This window comes from Ruegeria sp. D4 (assembly GCF_056534475.1).
In genome coordinates this window covers 1-21,995 of record NZ_JBQFPJ010000018.1, presented here as the reverse complement: position 1 = coordinate 21,995, position 21,995 = coordinate 1, and the positions used below count along the sequence as shown (strand labels likewise).

The 21,995-nt window shown below is 52.2% G+C and carries 17 protein-coding genes and 2 pseudogenes; 10 read left to right on the top strand and 9 right to left on the bottom strand.

Annotated elements, in window-relative coordinates; translation table 11 throughout:
• The first annotated feature begins 222 nt into the window (after window positions 1–222).
• Complete coding sequence (gene cls, locus ACR0MI_RS19315) at window positions 223–1,734, top strand: cardiolipin synthase (protein WP_480855258.1); 1,512 nt, start codon at window positions 223–225, stop codon at window positions 1,732–1,734.
• A gap of 269 nt (window positions 1,735–2,003) precedes the next feature.
• Window positions 2,004–2,897: a YegS/Rv2252/BmrU family lipid kinase gene (locus tag ACR0MI_RS19310; protein ID WP_170817411.1), complete on the top strand. Its 894-nt coding sequence runs from the start codon at window positions 2,004–2,006 to the stop codon at window positions 2,895–2,897.
• A gap of 65 nt (window positions 2,898–2,962) precedes the next feature.
• Here ACR0MI_RS19310 and ACR0MI_RS19305 read toward each other — a convergent pair.
• Window positions 2,963–3,712, bottom strand: a pseudogene (locus ACR0MI_RS19305) (transposase); the annotation flags it as partial.
• 217 nt (window positions 3,713–3,929) lie between these two features.
• Here ACR0MI_RS19305 and ACR0MI_RS19300 point away from each other — a divergent pair.
• Window positions 3,930–4,346: an Hsp20/alpha crystallin family protein gene (locus tag ACR0MI_RS19300; protein ID WP_170617576.1), complete on the top strand. Its 417-nt coding sequence runs from the start codon at window positions 3,930–3,932 to the stop codon at window positions 4,344–4,346.
• A gap of 116 nt (window positions 4,347–4,462) precedes the next feature.
• Here the strand turns inward: ACR0MI_RS19300 and ACR0MI_RS19295 are convergent, their stop codons facing one another.
• The 3 genes from ACR0MI_RS19295 to ACR0MI_RS19285 all read right to left on the bottom strand — a co-directional run bounded on the left by ACR0MI_RS19295 (window position 4,463) and on the right by ACR0MI_RS19285 (window position 8,559).
• Complete coding sequence (locus ACR0MI_RS19295; RefSeq protein ID WP_170617574.1) at window positions 4,463–5,980, bottom strand: bifunctional aminoglycoside phosphotransferase/ATP-binding protein; 1,518 nt, start codon at window positions 5,978–5,980, stop codon at window positions 4,463–4,465.
• Window positions 5,981–6,023: 43 nt separating this feature from the next.
• Window positions 6,024–6,605 carry a cytochrome c gene (locus tag ACR0MI_RS19290; RefSeq protein ID WP_170617572.1) on the bottom strand — a complete coding sequence of 194 codons (582 nt, stop codon included), beginning with the start codon at window positions 6,603–6,605 and terminating at the stop codon, window positions 6,024–6,026.
• Between the two features lie 169 nt (window positions 6,606–6,774).
• Window positions 6,775–8,559, bottom strand: coding sequence for an AMP-dependent synthetase/ligase (locus tag ACR0MI_RS19285; RefSeq protein ID WP_170617571.1), 1,785 nt, complete (start codon window positions 8,557–8,559; stop codon window positions 6,775–6,777).
• 133 nt (window positions 8,560–8,692) lie between these two features.
• On the opposite strand from ACR0MI_RS19285, the gene ACR0MI_RS19280 reads away from it, so the two are divergent.
• Complete coding sequence (locus tag ACR0MI_RS19280; RefSeq protein ID WP_170617568.1) at window positions 8,693–9,958, top strand: aminotransferase class I/II-fold pyridoxal phosphate-dependent enzyme; 1,266 nt, start codon at window positions 8,693–8,695, stop codon at window positions 9,956–9,958.
• Window positions 9,959–9,970: 12 nt separating this feature from the next.
• Window positions 9,971–10,753, top strand: coding sequence for an SDR family NAD(P)-dependent oxidoreductase (locus ACR0MI_RS19275; RefSeq protein ID WP_170617567.1), 783 nt, complete (start codon window positions 9,971–9,973; stop codon window positions 10,751–10,753).
• Window positions 10,754–10,757: 4 nt separating this feature from the next.
• Here the strand turns inward: ACR0MI_RS19275 and ACR0MI_RS19270 are convergent, their stop codons facing one another.
• The 3 genes from ACR0MI_RS19270 to ftsH all read right to left on the bottom strand — a co-directional run bounded on the left by ACR0MI_RS19270 (window position 10,758) and on the right by ftsH (window position 15,672).
• Complete coding sequence (locus tag ACR0MI_RS19270; protein WP_170617565.1) at window positions 10,758–11,816, bottom strand: hypothetical protein; 1,059 nt, start codon at window positions 11,814–11,816, stop codon at window positions 10,758–10,760.
• Window positions 11,806–13,350 (bottom strand): GH3 family acyl-acid amido synthetase, encoded by a 1,545-nt coding sequence (locus ACR0MI_RS19265; RefSeq protein WP_170617562.1) that lies wholly within the window; start codon window positions 13,348–13,350, stop codon window positions 11,806–11,808. The genes ACR0MI_RS19270 and ACR0MI_RS19265 overlap by 11 nt, the downstream gene beginning before the upstream one ends.
• Window positions 13,351–13,758: 408 nt before the next feature.
• The gene (gene ftsH, locus ACR0MI_RS19260; protein ID WP_480536789.1) at window positions 13,759–15,672 is read right to left on the bottom strand and encodes an ATP-dependent zinc metalloprotease FtsH; all 1,914 of its coding nucleotides are present in this window, start codon (window positions 15,670–15,672) and stop codon (window positions 13,759–13,761) included.
• Window positions 15,673–15,991: 319 nt separating this feature from the next.
• On the opposite strand from ftsH, the gene ACR0MI_RS19255 reads away from it, so the two are divergent.
• Both ACR0MI_RS19255 and ACR0MI_RS19250 read left to right on the top strand, forming a co-directional pair.
• A complete protein-coding gene (locus tag ACR0MI_RS19255; RefSeq protein ID WP_170617560.1) occupies window positions 15,992–16,546 on the top strand; it encodes a universal stress protein in 555 nt (184 codons plus the stop codon).
• Between the two features lie 107 nt (window positions 16,547–16,653).
• Window positions 16,654–17,637: a zinc-dependent alcohol dehydrogenase family protein gene (locus ACR0MI_RS19250; protein WP_170817417.1), complete on the top strand. Its 984-nt coding sequence runs from the start codon at window positions 16,654–16,656 to the stop codon at window positions 17,635–17,637.
• A 358-nt stretch (window positions 17,638–17,995) separates the two neighbouring features.
• On the opposite strand, the gene ACR0MI_RS19245 is transcribed toward ACR0MI_RS19250, so the two are convergent.
• On the bottom strand, window positions 17,996–18,685 hold the full coding sequence (locus tag ACR0MI_RS19245; RefSeq protein ID WP_170617556.1) for a DUF6629 family protein: 690 nt from the start codon (window positions 18,683–18,685) through the stop codon (window positions 17,996–17,998).
• Window positions 18,686–19,562: 877 nt separating this feature from the next.
• Here ACR0MI_RS19245 and ACR0MI_RS19240 point away from each other — a divergent pair.
• Together ACR0MI_RS19240 and ACR0MI_RS19235 are read left to right on the top strand one after the other, a co-directional pair.
• Window positions 19,563–19,790, top strand: a pseudogene (locus ACR0MI_RS19240) (integrase core domain-containing protein); the annotation flags it as partial.
• Window positions 19,791–19,874: 84 nt separating this feature from the next.
• A complete protein-coding gene (locus ACR0MI_RS19235; protein ID WP_170617554.1) occupies window positions 19,875–20,282 on the top strand; it encodes a c-type cytochrome in 408 nt (135 codons plus the stop codon).
• A gap of 15 nt (window positions 20,283–20,297) precedes the next feature.
• Here the strand turns inward: ACR0MI_RS19235 and ACR0MI_RS19230 are convergent, their stop codons facing one another.
• Window positions 20,298–21,455, bottom strand: coding sequence for a cation:proton antiporter (locus tag ACR0MI_RS19230; protein WP_170817049.1), 1,158 nt, complete (start codon window positions 21,453–21,455; stop codon window positions 20,298–20,300).
• A 200-nt stretch (window positions 21,456–21,655) separates the two neighbouring features.
• Here ACR0MI_RS19230 and ACR0MI_RS19225 point away from each other — a divergent pair.
• The coding region (locus tag ACR0MI_RS19225) for a phasin family protein (protein WP_480855247.1) at window positions 21,656–21,995 on the top strand (340 nt) is incomplete at its 3' end.

The following is a 21,995-nucleotide window of genomic DNA, read 5'->3' as shown; positions in this document are numbered from 1 at the left end:
CTGTTCTGCGGACAACGCTGCCATCCGCATTTTTTTCCAAAGGACCGCAGACAGCCCAATGCGGACATTCAAAGCTAGACTTTGCAGTTTTGAGATAGGGGTAAACCGCTGTTTGTCACTTTTTACTCGATGCCCTTTTCTAAGCTTAAACTCGACGATCCTACAGTTCAGAATACTCGCAGGTTCTTTGAAGCTCTCATTAATTCAGCCCAACAGGCTTAGTTGAGCGAACCAAGATTTTTACTATTCTTACTGAAAATAAGCGCTCATTCTGCGGAGTATTCTGTTGTGTTTTCCAATTTCGATATCGCGCTGATACTGACGATTGCTCAAGCGGTTATTGCATGCGCAGTAACCATACACGCTGTTTTGAACAAAAGAGATAGCCGAAGTGCAATCGGGTGGACCGCACTTGCGTGGCTTGCACCTTTTGTCGGCCCACTCGCTTACCTCGTTCTTGGGGTCAATCGAATAAACCGGGCGGGGACTCGCCTTGGGCTATCAGATGCTATGCGCGACAACCCTCAGTTCGAAATTTCTGATGTAGAAATTGAGCAAGCGCAGAAGGCACTGAAGCATTTCCCAAATTTCTCAGGCTTGGTGCGCGCCGGCGAGGCAGTGACCGACAAACCGTTACTTCCGGGGAACAAGGTTAAATGTCTTGTGGATGGCGACGAAGCATATCCGGCAATGATTGAAGCAATCGACAAAGCTGAAAAAACAGTTGGGTTGCTCAGCTATATCTTCGATAGCGACAGCGCTGGAGAGCAGTTTCTCAAAGCCCTTATCCGAGCCAAAGAACGCGGTGTTGAAGTCCGCGTTCTGATCGATGGTGTCGGCGCCAAATACAGCAAAGAGAACATGGTAACGCTTCTGTCAAACGCCGGGGTCAATGCCGCGAGTTTTCTGCCAACAGGCGGATGGCGATCAAAGAGGTTTTCCAACTTGAGAAATCACCGGAAGATTCTCGTCGTTGACGGTCAGATCGGGTTTACGGGAGGAACGAACATACGCGAGGCTCATTGCATAAGACTGAACCCCGTTGTAGCTACCCAATGTCTGCACTTCCAGTTTGAGGGGCCAGTCGTCGGCCACATGAAAGAAGTGTTTTTCACCGATTGGAAATTTTCGACCGGAGAACAACTTAGTGGTAATGGGTGGTTTCCTCATCTCGACCGAGAAGGGTCTGTATGGGCAAGAGGGGTCGCACATGGACCGGATGAAGACTTTGAAGCTCTTGCCAAACTGATTTTTGCTGCACTATCGAGTGCGCGAGACCGCATTCGAATTGTGAGCCCATACTTTTTACCCGACGCGCGCTTGGTAGAAGCCCTAGCAGTCGCTGCGTTGAGAGGGGTTCGTGTTGAGATATTTCTACCCTCAGATAACAACGTTAAGATTGTGGAATGGGCAGCAATGGCTCAGCTTGGCTTGATGGTCGAACATGGATGCCGCGTTTTTGTGACCAAGCCACCATTTGATCACACTAAACTTACTCTAGTCGACGACACATGGGCGCTTGTCGGAAGTACCAATTGGGATCCACGCAGCCTTCGACTAAATTTCGAATTCAATGTAGAGTGCTACAGCCAGTATCTATCTGAACAGTTGCATTCAATTGTGAACAAAAAGGCGGAGGGCGCTCGGGAAATAACGCTCGAAGATCTCGCAGGCAGGCCATTTCCAGCAAAAGTTCGAGACGGGGTCGCCCGACTAGCATCCCCCTATCTATGAAAGCACTGATTTGCAAAAGCAGCCTGTCTTTCTCATCATCTATCAACTTGCCACTGGTTTTTTGAGAAAAGAAGTTTCGTCGAAATCTCAACCTAAACTGCAAAAATAATGGGGTGTCGGCAAACCGTGTTGTCCCGCTATGCGGACAAAGCTGACTATCGTCACTTAGGGGTTGGCTAGCACAAATAAGGTTTCAATTGCCTGAACGCCCCTGCATTTCTAACTTTTAAAGCAGTTGCTCCAACGTACGAGAGCTTTATGCTGAAACCATGGCCAAACGTACCCTGCTAATTCTTAATAGGAAGTCCGCAGCAAGACCCGATCTGCGTGCTGCTGTTCGCCCATTGGAAAAAGAGCTTGGCATTAGGGTAAGTATTCCTTGGTCAGGAAAAGACTTGAAGAAGACGCTCCGAGAAGCCGTGGGCGATGGGGTAACCCGGATAATCGCTGGCGGTGGTGACGGCACTTTGAACTCGGTCGTGAGTGCTGTTTTGAAGTTGAAGACAAAGTCGCCTGTCTCGCTAGGTCTTGTTCCCTTGGGAACGGCGAATGATTTCGCCCGGTCTTATGGTGATAAGGGCTTGGACTTGGCTACATCTGTTCGAGTTGCTGCATCGGGAGACACGCGGCCTATCGATGTCGGATACATAAACGGCAGACCGTTTGTGAATGTTGCCAGCGGCGGTTTTGGAGCAATGATCACTGCAACGACACCCAAGGAAATGAAGAAACGACTGGGGGGACTCGCGTACACACTGTTTGGGCTTGCTCGTTTATCTGATGCAAAATCTGTTCCCGCAAAAATCTCAATTGATGATGAAGACCCGTACAACGTTTCCATTTCCGCTATCGCGATTGCGAACAGCCGCTATGCAGGTGGCGGTTTTGACGTAGCGCCTGAAGCGGAAGTGTCCGACGGGTTGCTCGATTTAAGCGTGCTTTCCGCTGAGAGTTTAATGCCAGAAAACCTACCCTTTGGCAGACTGCCGGATATTTCGGATCCCAAGGATGGTGTTGTACAGCGCTCTCGTCTGAGATCTATGGTTTTGGAAACCTCACAGCCGTTTCATATGAATTTGGACGGCGAGCCGATGATCGATCAACGCTTTGAGGTTTCAATTAAACCAAAAGCGCTGAACTTCGTTTTCCCAAGCGGTAAGTAGTGCGGGTTTCTCCTTAAACTCAGACTTCGCACGGTGTTTCGAACGTTACATGCGGGGCTGACACATACCTCCGCCGTCCGGATTGACCTGGTAGCCTCTACGTCGAGGATCACGCCGTGCTCCGTGTCGATCAGATAGTTGTCCGAGTAGGCGAAGAACGCAGGGCCTTTCCGTGCCCCGGTCCACTGACTGGCCGGATCGGCAAAGGACGTAAACTTCGGATCAACCTCGCTCGCCGCCCCGAAGGCGGCATCGTCAAGCACCTCCAGATACTCGCGCACAGCACGGGGCGCCTCCTGAACATCGATCCGCTCTGGGTCCCAGTCCGCCTTAGCCGCTGCGTACTGCTTGTTGGCATCCGCCCGGATCAGGCTGGCGTCGGAGGCGAAGGTCTGACCGCCAACCAGGCCCTCGGCAATACAGCGGGCGACAACGCTCTCGAACAGGTGCCGGAAAAGGTTGCTGTCCCGGAACCTGCCGTGGCGGTTCTTCGAGAAGGTCGAATGGTCGGGCACCGGATCGCTCAGGTCCAGGCGACAGAACCAGCGATACGCAAGGTTCAGGTGCACCTCTTCACACAGCCGCCGCTCCGACCGGATGCCAAAGGCGTAGCCCACAATCAGCATTCGCATCATCAGCTCGGGATCGACAGAAGGCCTGCCCGTCGAACTGTAGAACGGCGCAAGATGTCGGCGCATATCACCGAGATCGACGAACCGGTCCATGGCTCGCAGCAGATGATCCGGCGGCACGTGATCCTCGATCGAGAACTCGTAGAACAGCGCGCTCTGCGCTACTTGCCTCGGACCCATCATCGCCAGCTCTCCCTCGCCTCGGGAGAAGTGAATCAGCGGTGAAAGCCCAGTTCAAGCAGAGTTTTTCAACACAATCGGCTCAAAGCGGACGCTCGGTAAATTTGACTGATCGTCTGCTCTGCGGACTTTGCAGCCATTCCCTTTTGATCCGCATCAAGGACGTGGAACGGCGACCAGCTCAATATCTCTCCAACCTATCAGAGAGGAGAACATGGAAATGGTTGAGAAATCTCACACCAGCGGCTTCTGGCCTTCGCTTTATGAACCCCTTCGGCAGGTGGGGACGCGAGTATCCGAATGGTTGGCCCCTGCATCGGAGGCGTCAGGTTCGGATAACACTTACCGTATCAGCGTCGAACTGCCAGGGGTGGCTGAAGAAGACATCGACTTGAGTGTTCATGAAGGTGTTGTAACGCTGAAGGGCGAAAAGCAAACCAAGCGCGAAGAGAAAGGTGAGACATGGTTCTTCTCCGAGAGGCAGTATGGCTCTTTCAGCCGGTCTTTTCGGCTGCCGCCGGACGCGGATGCCGACAGTGTCGATGCACTCCTGAAGGATGGAGTGCTGACCATCAATATTCCTAAGGTCACACTGGCAAAGTCGGAAGATACCAAGGTGCAGATCCGCAGATCCTAGGGCCAGCCGAATGATCTCGGGGCTGGTTTTGTAGTACTTTAATGGCGATCTTTTATTCATAAGCTGAGGCTACGAAAGCCCCCTGCTCCGCCTCTAGCCAAGTTCTTCTGACAATTTCAGGCCAACGTTTTCAAAATCTTCAACCGCGTTTCTTCTATCGTACAAGAGGTCTTGATATGGTTCCAATCAATCGGACCCAAGTGCTTTTGCAACTGCCTTTCAAGCACTCTCGGAGTCGCATCAGAAGCTGATTGAGGCCGTGTTTGAACGCGTCGTTTGAGTTCTCCCGGCGCCGCGGTTAACCAGATGCCGTCGAAGCGAACACAAGCTTCCCGCGCGACCTGTTCGGCTTCCTCCCTTCGGCCTGGGCGATCGTAAACGGCGTCGACCACCACCGCGCTCCCACCGCTCAAAAGTGAGCCGGCTCTCTGCGCCATTGAACCATAAACTCTATCCGAAACCTCAGGCTCATAGGCATGATCCGGTAACTTGGTGTGTGGATCGCACCCGAACATTGCTTTGCGGGTCTTGTCACTTTCTATCACTCTTGCGCCCGGTGCAGATCCGATGGCAGGAGCAATTGCAATCGACATAGTCGACTTGCCGCTACCACTAAACCCGCCGATCGCGACCAAGCGCGGCTTTGAGGCACAAAAGAGAGACATTGCCAGCTCGTAGTAACTGCGGGCTTCTTGCCGCTTGGCGTTTGCGTCTTCGATGTGTGGGTCTTCGGATTGGGTCGCAAGGACATGCGCTCGGACCGCTGCTCGAAGAGCAATAAAAAACGGCAAACAAGGGTAACCGTCTTCTTCCTCTGTAATATCTAGATAGTGATTTACGACGAGGTTCGCGAACTGTCGTAAATCCCTGTGCCAAAGGTCCATAGCTAGGAAGGCGAGATCGTAAAGAACGTCAACAGTCGCCAGTTGGTCATTGAAATCGATACAGTCGAAGAGTCTCGGGCGACCGCCGAAGAGGCAAATGTTTCGAAGATGAAGGTCGCCATGGCACAGTCTAACGCAACCACGCGCGGCGCGTTTGTCGAGGATAGGTGCCCTCTGCTTCAAGTCCGCGTGAAAAGCCCCGTCAATTAGGTCAACTTCAGCCTTGGAAAACACCGAACTTTGCTGAAACCCCGCATGATTAATTTCCAGGACGGCTTCGATATTTTCACGCCCATTGGCTTGGACTTTTTTTGCCAACTGATGAGCTTTGGCGATCGTCTTGGCCAGGACACTCATTACGTTGGAGGTCAACTCTCCCCGCACAGCCATTTTGTCCAGAATTGCATCTTGATCGAAGCGTACCATCTCAACAACTGCGTCAACAAACTCGCCCTGCCCGTCCAAATTCAACACTGAACCGCTTCGAGTAATGTGCCGTACGCCGAGATAGATTTCAGGCGAAGTGATTTTGTTAAGTTGCAACTCCTTTGCGCATGCCTCTGACCGAATTTCAGAAGTTGAGAAGTCTGCATAAGGCAAATAGACCGCCTTCTTGAGCTTGTATGCTCGATCTCCGGCGAGAAATACGATTGATATATGTGTTTCGATAACGTCGATTTTCTCATTGATGCCGTACGTGGCTGGGTCCGAAAGGAAAGCCACCACTTCGCTTTGGTCTTCAACAATCATCTTTGCCTCCGGCGACCTAGAAAAGTCTTTTTCGGCTAGGTGTTCACGGCACGTACCTAAGCGGCTTGGGAGATTGAATGCTCTCCAGGTACTCGGTCAACGCGATGAGTTTGGCAGGAACTTCTGCAACCAAGCCATTTCCCGTATCAAATTCGACCGTGGAGCCTTCGCTTAGCTCGGCGATAACGGGCATGTCCTCACGTGGGGTCGTTGTTTTTAGATAGCCATCCAAGATTGACATCACTTCTAGCATAGGCCAAAAACCGCTTCTTCGGTCGGCAATCTTGGTCAAATCCGGAGGTTGTGTTTTCACGGCCGTCGCCGCAGGCCCATTTCCCTGTGCATCAACCCCATGGCATTTGGCGCAGTGTGCGATGAATAGATCTTCGCCTTGTGTCGGAACTGTTTCCGCCAAACTCTGAAACGAATAAAACACGGAGCCAACCAGGATTACTGCCGTAAGTTTTTTCATAGTCTCAAGCCCACTAAAATTGAGTCTTTTGCCCTTTAAGATTTGAAACAAGGCGGTGTCCTTATGGGTACCAACTCCGCTTTTTTCACCGACTTCGAAAACGGCTATTGGAGCGGGCAGCAAAAAGCGAAAAACAGCTTCGCTACTTAACATTCCAATCTTAGCATTCGAGTCCCGTCCGACTCCTTGATGTGGGTCAGATGAAGATGGACAAGATTCGTTTGAAAGTTCACACCGTTTTCTTATTTGCCACCCGATTTTAGACAAAAAGAACCTGCATTGCGCGCGCCAAAGGTGGTTAGGCGCAACAAGAAATTTGTACTCAGCGGTAAAGATCTGAGAGTGCTTTCTCATACCTTGCTAGAACTCTAGCTCGCTTAGGCTTTAGTGTCGGCGTGATTAGACCGTTTTCTAGACCCCAGGGTTCAGTCTCGATGACAATGTCGCGGATGCGGGCAAAGGGCGGGGTATCTTCCAATCTATTTGTTAGATATTCAACCAAATTCCGTCGAACTTCTTCGGACATTGGGTTAGCTAAGGAAACATCCGTCTTTTCGCACCAAGCTTGGAATTTCGGTGCATTTACAACGACAACCGCCGAGCACCATGGCTTGCTATCACCCAACACACAGACCTGTTCGATCAGAGGATCGGCAGCCAGAGCTGCTTCTATAGGCGTTGGATTGACGTTTTCCCCGGTCGATAGCACGAGGATGTCCTTTATTCTTCCCCTTATATAAACACGCTCATCGATTATCTCGGCCGCATCGCCTGTACGAAGCCAATGATCTTGATCGAAGGCATCGTTTGTCGCGTCTGGGTTATTCCAGTAGCCGATCATAGCGCTCGGTGAGTGGATCAACAGTTCTTGCCGATCACCTATTTTTAGTTCGCTGCCCGGAAGCGTGAAGCCGACGCTGTCACAGCGACGATCATCAATTGTCGACCCGGTTACTGCAGGTCCAGCCTCTGTGAGTCCGTACCCCTGAAGCAGCGGGATTTCCATTGCTGCGAAAAACCGAGACGTATCTGCGGACAAAGGCGCACCACCGCAAACCAGCATTCTAATATGCCCCCCAAAAGCTTCGTGCACACGCCTGCTGACACGTCTACCGATCAGGGTCCAATAAAGGTTAGCCACAATAGAAGGAGGCGGCAGTTTTTTTTCAACGACTTGCCGACGGCGCCAGCCGATTGCCTCTGTCCAAGCTAACAGCCTGCTGGCTATTACCGAACCTTCTGCTTCCGAAATCACTTTGTCATGGACTCTCTCGAAGAGTCTCGGCACCGCAAGCATGACGGTCGGATGCAGAGCCCGCATGTCTTCAGCCAAGTCTTGAATGGAGCGCGCGAAAGCCACCGGGCTGTTCGCAAGCATGGGACAGATATAGCCCAAGGTTCTCTCGAATGCGTGGGCCAAAGGAAGGACGGATAGGAATAAGTCCTTTTCGGAAATTGGATTGATTTCGCCCACAGTCGCCGCGTTCCAGAGGAGCGCTTTGTAAGTTAGCATCACACCCTTAGGAGGCCCCGTAGTGCCGGAGGTGTAAATAAGTGTCGCCAAATCATCTGGCGAACCAAATTCACCTCGATCTTCTTTGTAACTTCCGATCTCTATGTCGGGGCAAACCATCGCTCGACCTTTATTCGGCCCTTCCCCACTGACCAGCCAAACTTGTTTCAATACGGTCAAGGACTTACGTTCAGACCCCAAATCTTCCCATCTATCGATACTGTCGGTCACACATAAAACTGCACCGCTGTCGCGCAGAACGTGACAAATATTGGCAACACTATCCCGCGTGTAGACCGGAACAGCTACCAACCCCTCGCTCATGGCCGCCAGATCAGTGACTATCCAATCGACACAGTTCGGTAGGAAAATCCCGATCCGATCCCCGGCGCGCAAATCAGCTTGCGCGAAGGCTGCACGGCGTTTGACAACCCGTTCATTCACCATGCGCCAAGTCAGTGTCTGCCAGGCACCGTTCACGAATTGAATATAGGCGGGGCTATCGGGCGTATCGTTGACCCTTGCTTCGAATGCTTCGGGAATCGTCTGGCACAGCGCTACATCCACCCCGCTGGTTGGCGAATTCTCAAACATGTTCCATCTTCTGAGATCGCGTTCAAAACCTCCATGATTCAAATCAATTTCAATCAACGTTGGGCGGGTTAACCTGTCGGAGTGCGTCTTGAGTTGCTCGACAATTCGAGGCTTGGAAAGAAAGGTTCGACTGATGGCAGGAACTGCTTCTTCACCAGCCGCACGAATAAAGTCTTTGACGAAACTCGTGCAAAACTCAGGGCTGTACCCAAACAACCCTATCGTAAACAGCGCGACGACGGAGCCTGTGATATGGGTCGACGGTCGAGATCATCTGCTGTTTTGCTCCAACAACCTTCTTGGCCTTTCGAACCACCCAGATGTCAAAGCAACTGCCCAGAAAGCGCTGGAGCGCTATGGGCTGGGTTCCGGTGGATCACGACAGATGGCAGCGAACATCGATGTTCATAGAGCGCTTGAGCAGCGTATAGCCGAATTCGTTGGCCAAGCAGACGCTATTTGTTTTGCGGCAGGGTACATGGCTAACGTCGGGGTGATCCCAGCGCTTATGAAAGTAGACTTTCTCCAGTCTTTGGCCGAGACCCATCTTGGCCATCCCGGCCAAGACAAGCTTGGAGAAAATGACGCCGTTGGTTGGGAGGTATTTAGTGAAGAACTGAACCACGCAAGCGTCGTAGACGGTGTCCGCCTCGCAAAGGCGAAGATCAGCAGGTTCCCACACAAGAATATGAAACACCTCGCTGAGGCAATTGGCGAGTCGAAAATGCCATCCAAATTTATCGTAAGCGACGGTGTGTTTAGCATGGATGGAGACATAGCACCAATCCCGGCGATGGCTGATTTGGCTCGCGAGCATAACGCCATGCTGATGATCGATGACGCACACGGGGTCGGCATGCTCGGGGCTAATGGTCGGGGTAGCCTAGAACACCACGGGGTCGCTTCAACCGACGTGGACTTGCAAATGGGTACATTTACAAAGGCTTTTGGAGGCGTTGGTGGATATGTTTCCGGGGATCAGGAAGTAATCGACTTTTTGCGTATTTCTGCACGGACATACATCTTCTCCGCACCATTACCGCCAGCCATCGCAGCCGGGGTAACCGAAGCTATCGACATTGCTGAACGCGAGCCCTGGAGACGCGAAAAAGCGCTTGAGAATGCATTTTACTTCAGACGTGAAGTGGAATCCCGTGGGTATGAAACTCTTGGCAGCGAAGCACACATTGTCCCAACCTTGATTGGCGACGAACTAAAAGCGGCCGAGGTTACCCGCCTGCTTAGACATCGCGGTATCGTCGCACCACATGCTCGTTACCCCGCTGTTGCGCTCGGCCAGGCTCGCATCAGGTTTGTAATGACTTGTCAACACGAACGCGAGCAGATTGACTTCCTGCTGAGTTGTCTTGCCGAAATGCGTGAGACCCTGAACCTTTAGGAGCGCGTGACGTTGGAACCGCTAGACAACAGAACGGCGCTCATTACAGGAGCATCTTCGGGGATTGGGCGGGCATTTGCGGAAGAATACGCATCCGAAGGCGTCAATTTACTCATCGTCGCACGTCGGAATGATCCCTTACAAATGTTGGCGTCACAACTGCGATCAAAATACGGAATAGACGTCCAAGTTTGGGTTGGAGACCTTGCTATCCCTGGGACGCCTCAAAGTTTGTTCGATTATCTGACTGAGCAAAACATCCAAGTGGACATCCTCGTGAATAATGCCGGGTTTGGGGTTCCTGGAAATCTGTGTGAGGTGGAATGGGACAGGCATCGAGAAACCATCGAAGTCATGGGCGCGGCCCCAGTCCAACTATGCTACTTTATTGCTCCCGCAATGCAGGAAAAAAGGTCAGGGCGGATCATAAACGTATCCTCGCTGGCGGCATTTGTTCCACCTCACGCAGGGGGAACACTGTACTACCCTTTGAAATCGTACCTTGCTCAGTTCTCAATCGCATTGCGGGCGGAAATGAAACCAAGCGGCGTGCACGTTACCGCGTTGTGCCCCGGCTTTACACGCACAGGGTTTCAGGCCGCAGCAGGTGGAACCGTAGAATCTGTCCCGATCCCAAAGTGGATGTGGAGCGAGCCGAATGATGTTGCGGCTACCGCGATACGCGCCGTAGAAAAAAACCAACCAATCTGTATCCCGGGTTTGTTCAATAAGGCTGTGGCATTGTTCTTCAAGATCATACCCGGTTCGCTGGGACGCAAGATAGTTGGCGAGTGACCGATCAGAAGACGTCACCAGCACTCACCATTACAGGACCGTTTCGCAACTTCGCGATCATATCGTCGCCCATTCCGACGACGTCGATCCTCAATTTAGCTGAGCCTGACGTGGCATGAGATAAGAGACCCATTTTTCCACATTCTCGAATGCGACGCAAAACGCTGCTTCGTTCATCAAGCATTATCAGGCCAATCTTGGCTTGGTAATGATGCAAGCAGGCTTCCAATAGCTTAAAGAATACTGCTTCCTGTCCCTCTTTCACGACCAGATTTCCAAATCTGACGACCCTAAGATCCTGCAAACAGAAAACGCCATTTAGCCCAGGCAAATATGGGAGAACCCTAAGAAAAAATGCCCCCTGGATTCCGGGCATCGAGACGATCGACCACCTCAACAGTTCTGCCTGAGCAAGCGCTATTATCGCGTCTCCTTCTCTTACAGCAAAACACTCATCCGATTTGAATGAAGAGCGGAAGTCGGTCAATTCGTGGTCTTGATAAGCCTGCTCCAACTCGGCCAAAACCTGTTCCGCTTCCTCGGGATGGACCATGCCCACTTTTGGATCCTTGCGCGGAAAAAACCGCGAAAAAAGAGCCAGAGGTATGTTGGCCTCAACCGTATGACCAATCTGATCCGATAGGTGGAGCGAGTATTCAGTCGTTTCTTCGACATAGGCAAATCCAAACCCCGGTGACCCGACGGTCGAGGTGCAATAATTCCGAACATGCTCAATCAGCTGCCCTGCAAGTCCCTCATGCTGTCTATCAGGCCTAGTCGAGGCCATTACAAAGTGGAAACCATGGCACCTTTTCCCCGCCAACAATTTCACACACTTATCCAGAACGAAAACACAAAGCTCTTGCCCGGCGTCAGACAAAACGAAAAAACTTGGGTCACGCAACCGAGCCAACTTATTAGGGACATCAATAATGCGGTATTTCGTGGATCGGCTCCCCCAGACTGTATGTCCGAGCAATTCAACGGTTGCCGCCGAAGGTTCATCCGATCGCGTGATCAGTCTGAGTAAGCTGGGGTCTTGCCAAATCACCTCAACCGTCATGAGTTTGACCTTCGTTTGACTGGCTCAAAATCGCCTTGCACATGTCATCGAACAAACTGGCATCTATCACGATCCTGGGAACCTTATACTGACCGCCCAAGCCACGACGAGATTTCATCCATCTGAGGAACCCTCCCGCGGAAACGAAACTCACTTCTGGTGTTGAAAGAGCGAGACCTCTTGCACGTAACTCGGAATAATCTTCATTTTGGCTGCACAAGACTTTGTCAACTGTTGCAGCGAACGTTTCCGCAGCATTCGGATGAGGTTCTCCCTCTACTTCGACGAGATAGAGATGGCGATTGCGCTGATCTTCGCAAACTGCACCCACGCTAAAGTCGACAACGGAGAGCCCTGTGTTCGATGCGGCCACAGCTACTGCCTCAGCGATTTCCGCTTCAATCAGATGTTCACCGAAGACGGACAGCCCGTTTTCCACTCGCCCGACCACCAACAAGCGCGGTGGCGAGAGATCCAAGAAGCGCACAATATCCCCTACAATATACGACCACAGTCCGGCGGCTGTTGAAATTGCCAAGGCGTAATCAACTCCGGTTTCAATGTTTCCAACCCAGTACCGTTCGGGATTTTTGGAATGGAGCTGTTCCGCCGGAATAAACTCAAAAAACACATGACCATTCAGGTGCAGGCGCATACCCTCCCCGTCGCCTCGGTCGGCGTAGGCAAATACGCCCTCGCTGGCGGAGTACATCTCTCGTGTTTCTGCGTGGCCTCCCTGCATCAGCGCCACAAACCGCTGCCGGTACGGAGCGAAATTTACGCCACCGTGAACGATAAGCTCTAGGTTTGGATACCAATCGACTAGTTTTACTCCCGAAGTGTCCCGATCTTTTGCGAGTTCGTCCAAAAAGATAAGCAACCAGTTTGGTGAACCACCCAAAAAACGCACATCTCTCTGCAAAGATAGGGGTGCCAGACGGCGGATCTTTTCCTCCCAATCTGCGATCCCGGCAATTTCGGGGGTTGGCAACACTCGCCCCTCAAACCAGTTTGGCATTGCACCTGCAGTGATGGCACTGACGGAACCCACATCCACCTCTGGAGTGGCGTGCTGCAAGTCAGTTGGGCCGGTCAAACCAAGCACAGAGCCCCCCAGCACCCTGCTGCCTGGTCGATTAACAAAGTGGTGACACAAAAGATCTAGAAATCCGCGCGCCGCAGAACGCCGCATCTCGGTCGAATATGGAATGTATTTTGAGCGACCCGTTGTTGTCCCGGAGGTCATTGCAAAATGCGGAATTCGCCCCGGCCAAGTTTGGTCGATGAGATCGGGGTATCTTGCCTGCCACCACTCCTGCCAGAACTCGGCGTATTGGCGGATAGGCACTCGCTGCTGGTAGTCTCTGAGTTTGGAGATTTGGTCAAAGCCATGGGCTTGTCCGAACTTCGTTTTAGACGCGCGGCGAACAAGCCTAGTCAACAGCGTCGATTGAACAACAGAGGGGTTCTGTCGATTCAAACTCCAAACCCTAGCCTTGGCGTACCGACGAGCCAATGGGCTGAAGTCGATCATGCGACTGGATCCGCTAATTGCTCGTGTCGGTTGAGGTTTGTTCATCGCCTAGGCTGCCCAGTTCACAAGGTTAATTTGCGAAAACGATTACTTCTCCAGTGTTTCACACTTGCCATTGACTGTCGGCTAGACTCTCCGTTGTGAAATTCGCATAGCGCGGCGCCTTGTACAGCGAAATGTCCGTTTTCCACGAATACGTTGGTCTCGGCCTGCGCTCCCGCTGACAGATTTCGGCATATTCTATCGAAATCTTTTTGGCCTCCCAACTTGAGAACCGTAGCTGTTCAAGTGGCGCGCCACATTGATTTGGCTCAAGCACCGTTGGCCTGACTTTGCTGTCTGCACTGAACCAAAGAAGTTGAACACTTGCCGCGTGGCCAGCGAACACAGTGGTTGATAATCTTGGTATCAGTTATGCGGAACCGCCGGTATTTTGGTCACCGAACTCCGAGTTTGCTGCGGCTGCTCAATTGTACGTTCTGGATCCAGGCAGGCCTGAATTTCCGAGAAGTCCAGAGTTTCATTTTTTTCAAGCGCTGCAATCAACGTCTCGACCTCGGGCTTGTGCTCTTCGAGAGTGGAAATTGCTCTGGCTTCGGCGTCAATGAGCATTTTCATAACCGCCCGGTCTACTTGTGCTGCCGTTGTATCAGCTATGTTCGTCGGCTGCGCGATTGTACGTCCCAGAAATGGGTGGTCGTCGTTTTGTCGCAGGTCGATTGGGCCGAGTTCTTCGGTCATCCCCCACCTTGTCACCATACGTCTGGCGGTTTCGGTAGCCCTTCGGATGTCGTCGTCAGCGCCGGAACTGACCGTTCCCAAGAACAGTTGCTCTGCCGCTCGCCCCGCAAGCAACGCAACAATCTGATCTCTGAGAAACGTTTCACTAAGGGTATGACGCTCTGCTTCCGGCAATGAGTGTGTCCCCCCAAGTGCGTGACCTCGCGGAATAATCGTCACTTTGTACAAGGGGTCAGCTTCTGGCGTGAAATAGCAAACGGCGGTGTGGCCAGCCTCGTGCACGGCAAGACGGTGCCTTTCTTCGGGTCGTATCGCAAGAGTGCGGACAGTCCCCATCATCACTTTGTCACGCGCTTCATCAAGGTCGTTGCGAGAAATCAGATCAGCTCTTCGCCGCGCTGCTCCGATTGCGGCCTCATTAAGCAAGTTTTTCAGGTCAGCTCCCGAGAACCCCGGCGTTCCTGCTGCGATCCAACCCAGGTCGCCAGTATCTTCAAGCGGCAGTTTTCTTGCATGTATGTCAAGAATAGCCCGCCGGGCATCTTTCTCAGGCAAGTTCAGTGTTACATGACGGTCGAAACGGCCAGGCCGGAGTAAGGCTGGGTCCAGCACATCTGGCCGATTGGTCGCCGCCAGCACAACAACAGATTCTCGGCCACTAAATCCATCAAGCTCGGCAAGTATCTGGTTCAGTGTCTGCTCCCGTTCATCATGACCACCGCCAAGCCCTGTTCCACGAGTACGTCCGACGCTGTCCAACTCATCGATAAAAACAATGGAGGGAGCAGCCTTACGCGCCTCTTCAAAGAGTTTACGCACCCTTCCTGCGCCAACGCCGACGAAAATCTCAATAAACTCTGAACCAGATGTCGAAAAGAATGGTACGTCGGCCTCGCCGGCAAGGGCTTTGGCCAGAAGCGTTTTGCCCGTCCCCGGGGGGCCAACAAGCAAAACCCCATGTGGGACCTCAGCGCCGACACGGGCAAAACGCTCTGGGTCGCGTAAAAACTCTACTAACTCTATTACTTCGCGCTTAGCCTGATCCTGCCCCGCGACATCTTCGAAGGTTACCTTTCTTCCAGCTTCGTTTGGTTTTGAGAAACGACCGCTGAGTAGACCACCAGAAATACCTCCCGGACCGCCGGCTATCCCGCCCGTCATTCGTCTTTGAAACCAGAAATACAGGGCCAGGATAAATATCCACGGAATAAGATAGACGAAGACCGAGGTTCCAGATGGCTCAATCGCAGTAACATCAACACCGTTATCTTCCAGCAGCGCCAACAAATCCGGGTCGCTCTGGCTTGGAACAACGGCCCGGAAAGCTTGCTCACCATCCCCGTCTGCAGAGGTAGCGCGAACCGTTATGCTGTGATCACTTAATTCCGCCGAACGAACCCGTCCCGCACGAACGATCTCTTTCACGCCGCTATATGAAATCGTCGTAGCGGTCAGATCGGTAGGCGGCGCAAAGAAACTTGCGACAATTAAAGTTCCCATCGTGGCAACAAGCGCAACATAATAAATCCACTCTGGCCATTTTGGCCCATTGCCGGGATGTTTCGGTGGCTCTTGTGGCATAAGCGAAATCTTTCAAACAGACTGGTACTTGCGTCCGCAGACAGCACAACCTCAGACCCTCAACCAACCACACAGACTATGCATCCTTGATCAAGGCCCAATCAAATAATAGTCGACTTTGCATTATCTTAGCAAAAACCAATTGCAGATTTAGCTGAAGTTACATGCGTTTGAACAAACCGCTTTTCACAGCAAACCTCCAGGCTTCAACACCACTCGAACCTCGGTCAAAAGGGTGGCAACGGCGGAAATCGCAAGTTTCGAGTTCACTGAGTCTATTGACCTGCATCAATGCATTTTCCTCTGATACCCGTCAGTCTTGGCCGTTCAAAACGGAGGGGAAGCCATGATTTCGAATATCTTGGTCGCAACTGACGGCTCTGAAACAGCTGATCGTGCCGTTGAATTCGCTACAGACCTAGCGCTCAGACTGGATGTGCCAATGACTATCGGCCATGTTCTTCAACATGGCGCTCGCATTGAAGAATTGGGCCGCATGACTGAGGTCGAGCACTTGGTTCAGCAAGTCAAAAGCGATGTGAAGCTTCATTTGGGCGACATTCCATCCAATATTGACGCGGTATTTTCGGGCCCCCTGTCACGCGCAGACAGAGAGCGTATCATCACAGTGATTGGCGAGAAAATCGTTGATGGAGCGGCGCGACGCGCGAAGGATGCAGGCGCGAAGAACGTTTCGACACGGGTAAACAATGGGGATTACGATGAAGGCATCCTAAAAATGGCCAGTGAAATCGGTGCAGACACAATAGTTATGGGCCACCGCGGCTTGGGCCGGGTTCAACGGATCTTTCAAGGCAGCGTTTCGCAAAAAGTCAATCAGCGTGCAGACTGCACGGTGATTACCGTACGCTAAAATAAAGCAAACGGACCGGATACTATTCTGTGGTACCGACGCATTCAGAATTTCTGCAATGCGCTGCGTCAATGTCGGCAACAAAGGAGATCCAAAGGAAGAAAACTATGCGAGCAATGGTTTTTGGCAATGCCGTCTCAAAACTGGAACTTAGAAATGTTCCGACCCCGAAACCCGCCGCCAACCAGGTGCTTATCAAAGTTCTGGCATGTGGCGTGTGTCGAACCGACTTGCACGTTATTGACGGTGATCTTTCTGAACCAAAGCTCCCGCTTATCCCTGGGCACGAGATCGTTGGCTGCGTCGAAAGATTGGGGACCAATGTCGAAGAGCACCAAGAAGGGCAGCGCGTTGGTGTGCCCTGGCTCGGGCGTACGTGTGGGAATTGCTCTTATTGCCTCGAAGGACGGGAAAATCTGTGCGATCACCCCGGGTTTACTGGCTATACGATCAATGGAGGATACGCCGAGTACTGTGTCGCTGATGCCAAGTTTGTTTTCCCATTGTCCGAAAAAGCTGACCCCGTTTCCCTGGCACCTCTTTTATGTGCGGGCTTAATCGGCTACCGAAGTTTAAAACTCGCAGGCAAGGTCCAGACACTGGGCATCTATGGTTTCGGCGCCGCCGCACACATTCTTTGCCAGATTGCGAAACATCAGGGTATTGAAGTTTTCGCCTTTACTCGAGATAGCGATATAGCCGCGCAAAATTTTGCGCGAAACCTTGGTGCAAGTTGGGCAGGAGGCTCTTCGGAGACGTCACCATCACCATTGGATGCCGCTATAGTTTTCGCTCCAGTCGGAGCTTTGGTGCCTGCTTCGTTAAAGTCTGTGCGCAAGGGAGGCCGTGTTATTTGTGGGGGAATCCACATGAGCGATATTCCAAGTTTCCCGTACGCCGATCTTTGGGAAGAGCGATCAATAGCCTCCGTCGCAAACCTTACGCGTCAGGATGGCAGAGAATTTTTTACTCTTGCTGAAGCTGCAAGTGTTCGGACGGAAGTAATTCCTTATCCTCTTGAGAAAGCAAACGACGCGCTTGATCACCTTCGGGAAGGCAAGCTGCAAGGAGCAGCGGTGCTTGTACCTTAGACGTTCTGCCTGCATTTGTGCGATGTGAATAGCCTGAGTTCCGGAACAGGCGAAGCAGTCAGCGAGAACTGCCGTGCAATGCTCATTTCCTGAACCCATTTTCTCCGGATTTCTATCGCAAACATCGTTCCACAACGGTTCTACCGGAAGCGGACAGTTTCACTGCAAAGTTCGATGCCAAGCTCTTGAAGAAAGACCTCGACGTTTCGAAGCGATATCGGGAACCAAACGTACGGCATCACGGTGAGACAAGTGATCTGGGGGATAATATTGAAACCGTTGAAAGGAAATCGCTTATTCAAGCGCTAAACTTCGAAAGCCCCGTGCCCGCACTTAAACGCATTTTTCAAAATGTCCCTCAACCTTCGGCGGGCCCACCTAAGCCGTCTACCTCCCAGTAGTGAAACTTTAGAACGAAGTAGATATAGGCAGACAAACCAGCCGCAACGAAGCACCAAATTGACGTGAAGGCATGAGAAGCAAAGAAGAACCCCAAAGCAACGGAAACGACAATTAGATACCCGAAACCTCGTAAGCCTTTATCGCTCGATCCCACAAGCGGAACGCAGATCACCAAAGCGTAAAAAACACGTGCAAAGTTCCTCGTAATCTCGGACGGGAACGTTTCAATGTTTTCATATTGAATGGAGTGTTGAGCGAGGCCAATATCTAGATTTGCTGGTGACAACAACACTGGCAAGTAGAGCAACAAGCCAAGGCAAAAACCAATTCCGCAAATCCCTTGGAATATCAACCTGCGACGCCGGTCACATTCAATCAAAGCCGCGGACAGCGGAACCCAAAACGGCCAAAATAAATAGGCAAAGAAGAGAAACGTCAACGCAGCTGCCGAAGAAGGGCTCGCCGACGGGTCGTCAATGGACACCCACAAGAAGCCTTCGGACAATTGCTGAATCCCAAAGAAAAGTGGAAAGCTGGCTAGCGGAAGAAATCGTTCGCCCATTTGCAACGCCAAACGTATCGTAAGACCACTGCAGGCAATGATCGCTGCACCGGCTACAAAACTGGCTTGTGATGAGAAACACATGCTTAAACCACCTCCACCGTTTTACATAGCTGAAGTCGTTGAAGCAAAGAACACTTTTCATTTCGAAGTACTGCGTTGTGCCGCCTAAAGGGCGCATTGTGTGTTGTCTGGCCAACCATTTAGGAACCGGTGCTGCCAGGTAAATTCGGACCAATCAAATCGGACCAACCAGCGGAATGTTGGTTGTTCAGTGTTGACGATCTCAGCGACCGGGTCTGCGAAGAAGTTGGTTAAAAAGTTAAGTGTCTTTTTGTTTTCTTCCGACGTATCAAGGAATGACGATACTCGTATTTTAACCTGCTTGAGTAGTGTTGGTGCATTCGACTATGTGTGCGGTTGGCTGGGCGTCGCTTTTCTGTTGATACCTTTGCAAAGCTCACAAACCCATTCAGCGGTTCCATCAATCGCTCGACCTGAACCCTTTAGGTCGTGGTGGGAAACAATCCGCTGTTCGCGGCAGAAAGGACAAGTTGCAATCGCATGAAAATCGGGAACATGGACGGCTTTTCAGCCTCAACCGCTGGTGCTAGTGGGCGCGAGATTGCCCTCTCAGAACGCAACCAGCCTAAGAGTGTTCCTGAGCGAATTTTTGACCCAACAATATGTATTGGTCGGTCCACGGGAGAGGCTGAGCGCGAGTGAAATCTGCCAATGCTTCAGCGTGCCGGCTCGCCTCTGTGGGGTCGCGTCCGGCTATGGCAACTTCGATCGCAAGGTGTCTGAACCAGAAATGATTGCGGCTCATCGAGCCAAGCTCTAACACATGCTCACCTTCCTGCAATAACTTCAGCTGGACATCGCGATCGCGCTCAAGTCGTGCCATTTCCGCGAGTACCATTGGCCCACAATAACTCATTCCCGCACGTCGGCATGTCGAGAGAACCGTATCTTGCTGGAAAACTACTACCTGCCCGGTGATCTCAGGCAGCAGATCGATGCTTTCGTCGATCACTACAACCACCGGCGCAATCATGAGAGCCTGCAAAACCTCACCCCGGCCGATGTCTACTTCGAGCGCGGCCACACCATTCTGAAACAACGAGAAAGGATCAAACGGAAGACAATCGAAACCCAGCGCTTGCTTCACCGCAAATCCGCCGCATAATCAAACCAAACAGATGCACCAGATCCTCTCTTAGCTCAGCCGGCCATCTGTCCCAAAATCCCTGACGACGGACAGGAGGAGAATATGCAGGTTTATCGAGGGATTTTACTGGCACTGTTAGTCACGGGGCCTGCACTAGCGCAGGAGGTCCGCCTCAGTGAGGGAAGTGATTTGTACCGGACGTATTGCTGGCAATGTCACGGTTTCGAAGCGACCGGAGACGGGCCAATGGCCGAAATGTTGGCTATTCGAACACCCGACCTTACCAAATTGGCGGGCGAAAACGACGGTGTGTTTCCGATAGTTCGCATAGCTGAACAGATTGATGGTCGTTCACAATTGCTCGCTCATGGGGGCGAAATGCCAATCTTTGGCGCGGTGTTCGAGACAGACCAGCAAATCGCGGTGGCTTTGCCCAATGGGCAATCTATGATGGTTGGCCTGCCGTTGGCGAATTTGCTCGCTTTTCTTGAATCGATCCAGTCTGAATAGGCGCTGACCAATCCGCTAGTCGGTATCCGCCGTGCGTCTGATCGACATGAGAGTCAACGGCGGCCCCAACACCTCGAAGGCCACAGTACTGGCCAGAGTAATGGCCATGATCGACGCGGCCCAATGCGGAAATTGCTCTCCAGCTACAAGGGCCATTCCGACCGCAACACCGGCCTGTGGCAACAAAGCGGGACCGTACCAGCGGGTCTCACGACGAGGCAGGCCGCCAAGTCTTGCTCCGCAGTAACCTCCGACCAGGCGGGCCACGGCGCGCAAAAACAGAAAAAGTGCACCAGCCCAGCCCATCAAGCCGAAGGCTTCAATGTCCAACGTGGCGCCAGCCAGCAGAAAGAACAGAATCATGAACGGCCACTGAATGTGCTCGATCTCATGAAAAGCACGGTCGTGATGGCGCGCAAGATTTCCGATAACCGCGCCCGCAACCATGCCTGCTACCAAGAATGAAACCTCCAGCCAAAGCGCGAGGCCCGCTGTCAGAAAGACTATGCCCACTGCTTCTGCCTGCATGGGTTCTCCGGGTTTCAAGCGGCCTGTCAGGTAAGCGGATGGCACGCCCAGTGCGGTACCCAATAGTATCGCCCCTCCGAAATCCCACATCGCTGTGGTCGTGACGGTGGCCCAACCATCCGAATGACCGGCCAGAACCAAGGCGATGCTGAAAACGATCAGACCCCAAGCGTCATCAATTGCGACTACGCCCTTTAATGTTTCGGTAAAGCTGTTGGACACCCCAGATTGTTTGATCACGTCTGCAATGGCGGCCGGAGCTGTAGCCGTGCCAATTGCCGCCAGCACCAACGCCAACCCGAACGGTACGCCAATCGCGGTCAGTCCAACCGACACAATAACAAGGGTTGCAACCACGATTGAAATCGAAATCGTCAGAATGGCTCGGCCATGCCGAACCAGGTTTTTGCGGGTCAAAGATCCTCCAAGAAGAAACGCGACCATCGTCAAGGCAACAATGGAGATCTCATCGAACCACTTGGCAACGTCGACCGGGATCACCCCGAATCCTGCGTTCCCGGCAATCAGGCCGAGGAACAGTAAGGTTGTAACACGAGGAAGATGCGTGGCCCGGCCAAGTTGATCGGCCGCCAATCCGGCAAGGAAAAGGACACCAAGGGTAATCAGAAAGCCGGCAATGTGCATAGAAAACCAAGCGTTAAGTTCTTGTCTAGACTACTCTAACTCCAACCCGGCCTGCTAGGAACCGATGTCGGAGAGATTGCGACTGTCCCGTCGCAGCTTTAGCCGAAGGTCCTAAAAATAAGGGATATTGATCTGTATTAAGGCGAAAGCGCGCCGCAGGTGGCAAAAGAGCTCATTCAGAAAATGCGGAGGAATTTTCGATGCCGACAAAGAAATCCAACACAAATAGCCCGACCTCACTTTTGGATGTTTTCAAGCAAATGCAGCCGCCCATTTCTGGCAATCCGGCCTTCGGTGCCCAGATCGAACAATTTTGGGACGCGCAAGAGAAATTGCTCGAAGAAACCGAGGCCTTTGCACAGCATTGGTTCGAACGGCGTCATGAGGCGGTCCGGACGGCTCTAAAAGCTGCACGCAATGTGTCTTCCGCGAACCCGTCCGATCCTTCTAAAGCCCTTCAGAGTATGGCGGAATGGCAGCGCCACTCGACGGAGCGATTGGTTGCTGACGCGCAGGAATGGTTCGAAACCGTGGCCCGTT

Coding starts and splice junctions, on each gene's coding strand:
- ACR0MI_RS19310 (WP_170817411.1), top strand. CDS start 2,004: ATGGCCAAACGTACCCTGCTAATTCTTAATAGGAAGTCCGCAGCAAGA.
- ACR0MI_RS19300 (WP_170617576.1), top strand. CDS start 3,930: ATGGTTGAGAAATCTCACACCAGCGGCTTCTGGCCTTCGCTTTATGAA.
- ACR0MI_RS19295 (WP_170617574.1), bottom strand. CDS start 5,980: ATGATTGTTGAAGACCAAAGCGAAGTGGTGGCTTTCCTTTCGGACCCA.
- ACR0MI_RS19290 (WP_170617572.1), bottom strand. CDS start 6,605: ATGTTAAGTAGCGAAGCTGTTTTTCGCTTTTTGCTGCCCGCTCCAATA.
- ACR0MI_RS19285 (WP_170617571.1), bottom strand. CDS start 8,559: ATGTTTGAGAATTCGCCAACCAGCGGGGTGGATGTAGCGCTGTGCCAG.
- ACR0MI_RS19280 (WP_170617568.1), top strand. CDS start 8,693: ATGGCAGGAACTGCTTCTTCACCAGCCGCACGAATAAAGTCTTTGACG.
- ACR0MI_RS19270 (WP_170617565.1), bottom strand. CDS start 11,816: ATGACGGTTGAGGTGATTTGGCAAGACCCCAGCTTACTCAGACTGATC.
- ACR0MI_RS19265 (WP_170617562.1), bottom strand. CDS start 13,350: ATGATCGACTTCAGCCCATTGGCTCGTCGGTACGCCAAGGCTAGGGTT.
- ftsH (WP_480536789.1), bottom strand. CDS start 15,672: ATGCCACAAGAGCCACCGAAACATCCCGGCAATGGGCCAAAATGGCCA.
- ACR0MI_RS19250 (WP_170817417.1), top strand. CDS start 16,654: ATGCGAGCAATGGTTTTTGGCAATGCCGTCTCAAAACTGGAACTTAGA.
- ACR0MI_RS19245 (WP_170617556.1), bottom strand. CDS start 18,685: ATGTGTTTCTCATCACAAGCCAGTTTTGTAGCCGGTGCAGCGATCATT.
- ACR0MI_RS19235 (WP_170617554.1), top strand. CDS start 19,875: ATGCAGGTTTATCGAGGGATTTTACTGGCACTGTTAGTCACGGGGCCT.
- ACR0MI_RS19230 (WP_170817049.1), bottom strand. CDS start 21,455: ATGCACATTGCCGGCTTTCTGATTACCCTTGGTGTCCTTTTCCTTGCC.